Annotated in this window: 7 protein-coding genes; 3 read left to right on the top strand and 4 right to left on the bottom strand. The window is 66.8% G+C overall.

Annotated features, from left to right (window positions below; genetic code table 11):
• Positions 1–134: 134 nt before the first annotated feature.
• The 3 genes from AC3WS7_RS12235 to AC3WS7_RS12225 are packed head-to-tail and all read right to left on the bottom strand — an operon-like array spanning position 135 to position 3,906.
• Positions 135–1,454: a 3-deoxy-D-manno-octulosonic acid transferase gene (locus AC3WS7_RS12235; RefSeq protein WP_492656549.1), complete on the bottom strand. Its 1,320-nt coding sequence runs from the start codon at positions 1,452–1,454 to the stop codon at positions 135–137.
• Positions 1,451–2,527: a lipopolysaccharide heptosyltransferase I gene (waaC, locus tag AC3WS7_RS12230; protein ID WP_492656532.1), complete on the bottom strand. Its 1,077-nt coding sequence runs from the start codon at positions 2,525–2,527 to the stop codon at positions 1,451–1,453. The genes AC3WS7_RS12235 and waaC overlap by 4 nt, the downstream gene beginning before the upstream one ends.
• Complete coding sequence (locus tag AC3WS7_RS12225) at positions 2,524–3,906, bottom strand: phosphomannomutase/phosphoglucomutase (protein ID WP_492656531.1); 1,383 nt, start codon at positions 3,904–3,906, stop codon at positions 2,524–2,526. Before AC3WS7_RS12225 ends, waaC begins: the two co-directional genes overlap by 4 nt.
• Positions 3,907–4,045: 139 nt before the next feature.
• Here AC3WS7_RS12225 and AC3WS7_RS12220 point away from each other — a divergent pair, with 139 nt between their 5' ends.
• Genes AC3WS7_RS12220 through AC3WS7_RS12210 form a run of 3 tightly spaced genes read left to right on the top strand, consistent with a single transcriptional unit; the run spans position 4,046 to position 7,027 of the window.
• Positions 4,046–5,554, top strand: coding sequence for an Ada metal-binding domain-containing protein (locus AC3WS7_RS12220; protein ID WP_492656530.1), 1,509 nt, complete (start codon positions 4,046–4,048; stop codon positions 5,552–5,554).
• Between the two features lie 43 nt (positions 5,555–5,597).
• Positions 5,598–6,092, top strand: coding sequence for a methylated-DNA--[protein]-cysteine S-methyltransferase (locus AC3WS7_RS12215; RefSeq protein ID WP_492656529.1), 495 nt, complete (start codon positions 5,598–5,600; stop codon positions 6,090–6,092).
• Entirely contained in the window at positions 6,089–7,027 is a 939-nt protein-coding gene (locus AC3WS7_RS12210; RefSeq protein ID WP_492656528.1) for a DMT family transporter, read from the top strand. Before AC3WS7_RS12215 ends, AC3WS7_RS12210 begins: the two co-directional genes overlap by 4 nt.
• On the opposite strand, the gene AC3WS7_RS12205 is transcribed toward AC3WS7_RS12210, so the two are convergent.
• Positions 6,999–7,658, bottom strand: a complete 660-nt coding sequence (locus AC3WS7_RS12205; RefSeq protein ID WP_492656527.1) for a DUF1345 domain-containing protein — start codon at positions 7,656–7,658, stop codon at positions 6,999–7,001. The genes AC3WS7_RS12210 and AC3WS7_RS12205 overlap by 29 nt on opposite strands.
• Positions 7,659–7,800 lie beyond the last annotated feature (142 nt).

The raw sequence follows: 7,800 nt of genomic DNA, 5'->3' as shown, positions 1-7,800 counted from the left end.
ATGACGTGCTGGTGGGCGGCTTGAAGCTCAAGCAGGCCAATGGCTCGCTGGTGGCCGAGGATTTGAATCCCATCAATGGGCAGTTGGCGAACTGAGTTTTCGCCCCCCCCGTCCGGGCCCTGTACCTTGCCAGGTCAGGGCCTTTTTTCTGCCAGCACGGCGGCCAGCGCCTGGGCCGTGCGCTGCGCCGCACCACGGTGGGCGGCGCCCAAACCCAGGGCGGCTTGCTGGGCCACCTCCAGCGCCTGCGGCTTGTGCAACATGGCCGTGGCACGGTCCACCGCCTCGGCCAAATCGGCACACGGAAATGCGGCCCCTACGTCCGCTGACAGCTGCGCCGCCTCGGCAAAGTTGTAGGTGTGCGGCCCCATGAACACCGGCACACCACAGGCAGCGGCTTCAATGAGGTTTTGCCCGCCCAAGGGCGCAAAACTGCCGCCCAGCAGGGCCGCATGGGCCAAGCCAAAGTACAGCGCCATCTCGCCCAACGAATCACCGAGCCAGATATCGGCAGCCAGTGGGCCGTCGGCGTGCCACTGGCTGCGGCGGGCCACCGTGTAGCCCGCCGCGGTGAACAGCGCGGCAACCTCGTCAAAGCGCTGCGGGTGGCGTGGCACCACCAGCCACTGCACCGCATTTGCTATGGTTTCAGGAGCTGCTCGCGCAATATCCACGGGGGCTAGAGGCCTATTTCGCTTAAAAATCTCGATCAGCATGGTCTCTTCGCCTTCGCGCGCGCTGGCGAACATGAGCACCGGGTGGGCGTTGGCGCCGCGCCAGGCGCGGCCTTGCGCCAGTTGCGCAGCGTTGGGCGCCATGTCGAATTTGAAGTTGCCCATGACTCCGCGCACCGGCGCGCCCAGCTGGCGCAGGCGCTGGGCATCGGCCTCGCTCTGCGCCCACGCGGCGTGCAGGCCACGGTAGGTGGGGCGTGCCAGCCAGGCCAGGCGCTGGGCCTGGTTCAGGCTTTTCTCGCTCAGGCGCGCATTCACCAGGCACAAGGGTACGCCAGCGTGCGCACTCTCGGCCACCAGGTTGGGCCAGAGTTCGGTTTCCATCAGCAGGCCCAACTGCGGGCGGAAGTGGGCCAAAAAGCGGCGCACGGCACCCACCGTGTCCCAAGGCTGCCAGACCTGCACATCCCCGGGCTGCAACAGGCGAGCCCCTGCCGCGCGGCCGGTGGCCGTGCCGTGGGTGAGCAGCAGACGCATGCCAGGCAGTTGGGCACGCAGGGCTGTGACCAAGGTGGCCGCAGCCAGGGTTTCACCCAGCGACACCGCGTGCAGCCAGACCAGGGGGCCTGCGCCTGCCGCAGCGGCAGGCTGCGCGTAGTGGCCAAAACGTTCCGCCAGGTGCTCGCCATACAAGGGCTCGGCCACGGCGCGACGGCGCAGCTTGCGGCGCACCAAGGGCTGGGCCAGCCAAACGGCCAGCGAATACAGCGCGCGCATCATCGGCACAGCACCGGAGTGGCCAGGCTTTCCCAAGCGTCCCACACGGCGTCCACCGTCGGCTGGGGCTGGCCAAACACGCGGCACTGGCGCAGCGGCAGGCGCGGGGCGGTGGCGGCGTCGGTGCCGGCCAGTACCTCGGGCCCGGTGCGCCAGGCGGTGTCGAAGTTGTAGATCTGCACATGCGGCAAATCAAGCGCCACGGCAATGTGGCTCACACCGCTGTCCACGCCCACCACGCCGGCGCACTGGGCCAGGGTGTCGGTCATGGCGTCCAGCGCCATGGCGGGCCAGACCCAGGCATCGCCCAGTTGCGCGGCAATCGCTTCGCTGGTGGCCTTCTCGGCCGCATTGCCATGGGGCAGTGCCACGGCAAAGCCCGCATGGTTGAGGCGCTGCCCCAGCGCCACCCACGCGGCCTTCGGCCATTCCTTGTCGGCCCGCGAGGTACCGTGCACCAGCGCCACCACAGGTTTTTTGGGTGCAAACGGGTTGCCATTGCTAGCGCTTTGCAGGGGGGCTGCGGCGGCCAGGCCACCGGCATGCAGGCCTGGCAATGCCGGGCCCTGCAGGTCGTAGCCCAAGGCGGCGGCACACAAAATGCGGGAGCGCTGCACAGCATGCACGTGGGGTTCAATGTCAATCGCCACATCGGCCACCCAGCGCGCCGGGGCTTCAAAGCCTGAGCCCTCGGTCCGGTTGGCCAGGCCATACCGTTTGCCATGTGGCGTGGTACGTGCCAGCCAGGACACCAGCGCCGACTTGCTCAGGCCTTGCAGGTCAATGATGGCGTCGTAGGTGCGGCTCTGCAGCTGCGCTTTGAACGCCTTCCACTCACGGCGCGTGGAGGCGGAAAACGGCGCCTTGCGCCAACGCCGCAGTTCACACGCAATGACCCCCTGTACACCCTCGCAGCGCGCCACCAGCGGCGCAAATGCGGCCTCCACCACCCAGTCGATCTGCGCCTGCGGATAGGCGCGGCGCAGGTCTTGTACCGCGGGCATGGCGTGCACCACATCGCCCAGCGACGAGAGCTTGACGATCAGGATGCGCTGGACCGCAACGGTCTGGCTCAATGCGCAGCCTCTTCAAACGTGGCATCGGGCTTGACGCTGCGCAACAAGGCCAGCATGTCCGCCTCGATGCGCTGCAGCGCAGCTTCGGTCTGCCCTTCAAAACGCAGCACCAGCACCGGTGTGGTGTTGGATGCACGCACCAGGCCAAAACCATCGGGCCAATCGACGCGCAGACCATCAATGGTGTTGACGACCGCTGGAGCTGCAAAGTGGGCCCGGGCCACCAACTGGTCGACCAGTGCGTGCGGCTGGCCTTCGGCACATGCCACATTGAGCTCGGGGGTAGAAAAGCTGGTGGGCAAGGCATGGAGCACGGCGCCCATGTCGGGCGAGCGGCTCAGGATTTCCAGCAGGCGGCAGCCCGCGTAGGTACCGTCGTCAAAGCCAAACCAGCGCTCCTTGAAGAAGATATGGCCGCTCATCTCGCCGCCCAACGGCGCGTCGAGTTCGCGCATCTTGGCCTTGATCAACGAATGGCCGGTCTTGAACATCAGGGGCTGGCCGCCGGCGGCCACAATGGCGGGCGCCAACTGCTGCGAGCACTTCACGTCAAACACGATGGTGCCGCCTGGCACACGCGACAACACGTCGCGGGCAAACAGCATCATCTGGCGGTCCGGGTAGATGGTCTGCCCATCGCGGGTGACGATGCCCAGGCGGTCACCGTCGCCGTCGAAGGCCAGACCGAGTTCGGCGTCCCCGGCCTGCAAGGCGGCAATCAGGTCGCGCAGGTTCTCGGGCTTGCTCGGGTCCGGGTGGTGGTTGGGGAAGTTGCCATCCACCGTGCTGAACAGTTCCTGCACCTCGCAGCCAATGGCCCGCAGGATGGCCGGTGCCGAGGCCCCGGCCACGCCGTTGCCACTGTCCACCACAATCTTCAGCGGCCGTGCCAGCCGGATGTCGCCCACGATGTGTGCGGTGTAGGCCGCCAGCACATCCTCGCTGCGGCAGGAGCCACCGGGCTGCAGCACCCAGCTGTCCTGCTCCATGTGCGTGCGCAGGGCCTGGATGTCGGCGCCGTAAATGGCCCGCCCGCCCAGCACCATCTTGAAACCGTTGTAGTCGCGAGGGTTGTGGCTGCCCGTGACCTGGATACCGCTGCGGCACAGGGTATGGGCCGCAAAGTAGAGCAGCGGCGTCGTCACCATGCCCACGTCGATCACCGCCACACCGGCCTCCTGCAGGCCGCGCATCAGCGCAGCCGCCAGGCTGGGGCCGCTCAAACGGCCATCGCGGCCCACGGCCACGGTGGTTTCACCCTGGGCCATGGCCACGGTGCCAAAGGCGCGGCCCAGACCGAGCGCAATGTCTTCAGTCAGGGTGCTGGGCACCACGCCGCGGATGTCATAGGCTTTGAAAATACTGGGGGCAAGCTGCACGGTACGGTCCTCTCTGTGGCCCTGTGCGAAAGCCAGGGTCTGTGGCGGCACATTGTAGGCGGCGCCCTCCCCGTTTTTGCCACAGCCACATGTCCGAAAACGGCGCATACAGAGCTTGTGGCTCCGTATCATCAGCGCCATGCACACCCCCTCTTCCGCCCACGCCGACCCTGCGGGCCAGTACCTGGCCCTCAAGGCCCGCGATGCGCGCTTTGACGGGCGCTTTTTCACCGGCGTGACCAGCACCGGCATCTACTGCCGGCCAGTCTGCAAGGTGCGCACGCCCAAGCAGGAGAACTGCCGTTTCTTTGCCCTGGCCTCGCAGGCCGAAGCGGCCGGCTTTCGGCCCTGCATGCGCTGCCGCCCCGAGCTGGCGCCCTCAGGGCTGCAGGCGCTGGGCGCGCAGGCCTGGTCCACCCAGGATGCCTCCGCCATCCTGGCGCGCCAAGCCGCCCAGTTGCTGGACGCCCCGCAGTTGTGGAGCGATGGCGCACCCAGCATGGGCCAAGTGGCCACGCGCCTGGGCGTGAGCGAGCGCCACCTGCGCCGCATTTTTGAAGCGCTGTGGGGTGTCTCGCCGCTGCAGTACCTGCAGACCCGGCGCCTGCTGACGGCCAAGCAGTTGCTCACCGACACGCAGTTGCCGATTGCCCAGGTGGCGGCACTGAGCGGCTTTGCCAGCGTGCGGCGCTTCAACACCGTGTTTGTGGCCCAGTACCGCCTGCAGCCGCGTGCGCTGCGCAGCGCCACAGGCAGCCACGTGGGCCACGGCACCGGCCTGCAACTCAAAGCCGCCTACCGCCCGCCGCTGGATGAGGCGGCTCTGCTGCAATTTTTTGCCCAGCGCAGCCTGGCCGGCGTGGAGGTGGTGGACGTGGCGCAGCTGCGCCTGGCCCGCACGCTGGCGCTGGACGTGGCCGGACAGACGCTGCAGGGCTGGGTGCAACTGCAGCTGCACCCCGCACGCAGTGAAGTGCAGATCACGGTCAGTGAATCACTGGCCGCAGCCCTGCCGCTGGTGATGGCGCGCGTGCGCAGTCTGCTGGACCTGGATGCTGACCCGCATGCCATCCACGCAGTGCTGCAGGACTCTTTTCCCGAGGGGGCGGGCCTGCGCGTGCCGGGCACGGTGGATGGTTTTGAGCTGGCGGTGCGCGCCGTGTTGGGCCAGCAAATCACGGTGCAGGCCGCGCGCACCCTGGGCGCCCGGCTGGTACAGCGTTTTGGCACGCCGCTGGCCACGCCCATCACTGGCCTTACCCATCTGTTCCCAAGCGCGGCCCAGTTGCGCCACGCCAGTGACGACGACCTGGGCCAGCTTGGCATCGTGCGCCAGCGCCAGCAGGCGATCCGCGCGCTGGCCGCCGCGGTGGCGGACGGACAGCTGGCGCTCAACGCCAGTGCCGATGTGCCTGCCACGTTGCAGGCCCTGCAAGCCCTGCCCGGCATCGGCGCCTGGACGGCGCACTACATCGCCATGCGTGCATTGCGCTGGCCCGACGCCTTTCCGGCCGGCGACGTGGCCCTGCACAAGGCGGTGGGCGTGCGCGAGCAGCCGCGCCCAGCGGTGGCCGCCGAGCACGCCTCGCAGGCCTGGCGCCCATGGCGCAGCTATGCCACAGTGCGCGCCTGGTCACTATTAAATTGATAGCTACTCGCGCATATTGCACAAGGGCTGGAGGCCTTTTTATATGAAATTCTCACCCCACACCGTCCGCACCGCCCTGGCCACCCCGCTGGGCCCCATGACACTGGCCGCGACCGACACGGCGCTGGTCGGTGCCTGGTTTGATGGGCAGCAGCATCAGCCGTCTTTCGATGCATGGCCGGTGCAGGCCCAGCACCCGCTGCTGCATGCGGCGGGCCAGCAATTGCAGGAATACTTTGCCGGCCAACGCCAGCACTTCGACCTGCCGCTGGACCTGTCCGGTGGCACCGCCTTCCAGCAAGCGGTGTGGGCCCGCCTGCAAACCATTGCCCCGGGCGGCACGGTAAGCTATGGCCACATCAGCCAACAGATCCACAACCCTGCGGCGGTGCGCGCCGTGGGAGCCGCCGTGGGGCGCAACCCCATCAGCATCATCGTGCCCTGCCACCGCGTGTTGGGCGCCCACGGGGCGCTGACCGGGTACGCCGGTGGTTTGGAACGCAAAATTGCCTTGCTCAAATTAGAAAGCCCCGTGTGACCTCTCCGTCTTCTGCCACGCCTGCCGCCCCCACAACCGCGCCCCCTGCACCCGCATGGGTGCTGGACTTTGTTTTGCTGGCCGCCATCTGGGGCTCGTCCTTTTTGTTCATGCGCATGGGCGCCAAGGAGTTTGGTGCGCTACCCACCGCGGGCATGCGGGTGGGCATTGCCGCGGCCTTTTTGCTGCCCATCCTGTGGTACCGAGGCCAGGTAGCTGCGCTGCGCCAGCACTGGAAGCTGGTGTTCACGGTGGGCATCCTCAACTCAGCCATTCCCTTCGCCTGTCTGTCGTTTGCGCTGCTGTCCATCTCCACCGGGCTGTCGTCCATCCTCAACGCCACGGTGCCGCTGTTTGGCGCCGTGGTGGCCTGGGTCTGGCTCAAGGACAGGCCCCACGGACTGCGTGTGCTGGGTTTGTTGGTAGGTTTTTTCGGGGTGGCCTTGCTGGCCTGGAGCAAGTCCAGCTTCACACCCAGTGCCGGTGGCGGATCTACCGGCTGGGCCGTGTTGGCCTGTCTGGTGGCCTGTTTCTTCTACGGCGTTTCGGCCAGCTTCACGCGCCGCTTTCTCGCTGGCGTGCCCTCCATGGTGCTGGCCACCGGCAGCCAGGTGGGTGCCACGCTGGGCCTGCTGCCCTTCACGCTCTGGTACTGGCCGGCACACGCCGTCAGCACCGCAGCCTGGCTGGCCCTGTTGGCACTGGGCGTGCTGTGCACCGGTGTGGCCTACGTGATCTTCTTCCGCCTGATTGACCGCCGCGGCCCCGCCAAGGCGCTAACGGTGACCTACGCAATCCCGGTGTTCGGCGTGACCTACGGCGTGCTGCTGTTGGGTGAGACCATCACCCCCTGGATGCTGGTCTGCGGCCCCATCATCTTGCTGGGCACCGCCCTGTCCAGCGGACTTATTGGATCGCGCCCGCCATCACGTTGATGGAGAGGGCCAGCACCAGCATATTGAACCCAAACGCGCTCACGCTGTGCAGCAACGTGAGCCGGCGCATCTGGCGCGAGGTGACCACCACGTCCGACACCTGCGAGGTCATGCCCACCACGTGGGCGTAGTACAAAAAGTCAAAGTAGTCCGGCGACAACTTGCCCGGAAAATCCAGCCCCGCCCCGTGGGGCTGCCCACGCAGCTCTTCCTGGTAGTACACATGGGCGTAACGGAAGGCAAAGATGGTTTGCATCAGCAGCCACGATGCCGCCAGCGCCAACAGGCTCAAGGCCAGATGCGCTGCGCGCTGCATGCCGGAGAGGTCCTTGACGTGTTGCAGCATCAACGCAATGGCGGTGAAACTCGCAAACACCGAGAGCAACAACAACACGAACAAGGTCATGCCTGGCTGGTCCTGCGCCTGGGCCCGGGCCCGCGTGCGTTTGGCATCAAATGCCACAGCCAGCCACCACGACAAGACCAGGTAGGTACTGGCCCCCACGGTCCAGGCCAACAAGGCTTGCGAGGGCGTCGCCACCGGCAAAGGCAACGACGCCGTTACGCCGCCAGCCAACGCACCATAAACCAGCCGCTGATGGCCCGTGGTTTCAGAAAAATGTTTGTGCATGCCGCCATTGTGGCCACATCGCGTGGCGCAGCCAAAGAAAAAGCCGCTGCATGTGGATGCAGCGGCTTTTTGAATTTGGCGGAGTGGACGGGACTCGAACCCGCGACCCCCGGCGTGACAGGCCGGTATTCTAACCAACTGT

It is taken from the genome of Rhodoferax sp. EU05-FHT12H12 (assembly GCF_058791215.1).
The sequence above is the reverse complement of the archived record's forward strand: the minus strand, read 5'-3'. Positions and strand labels throughout refer to the sequence as shown.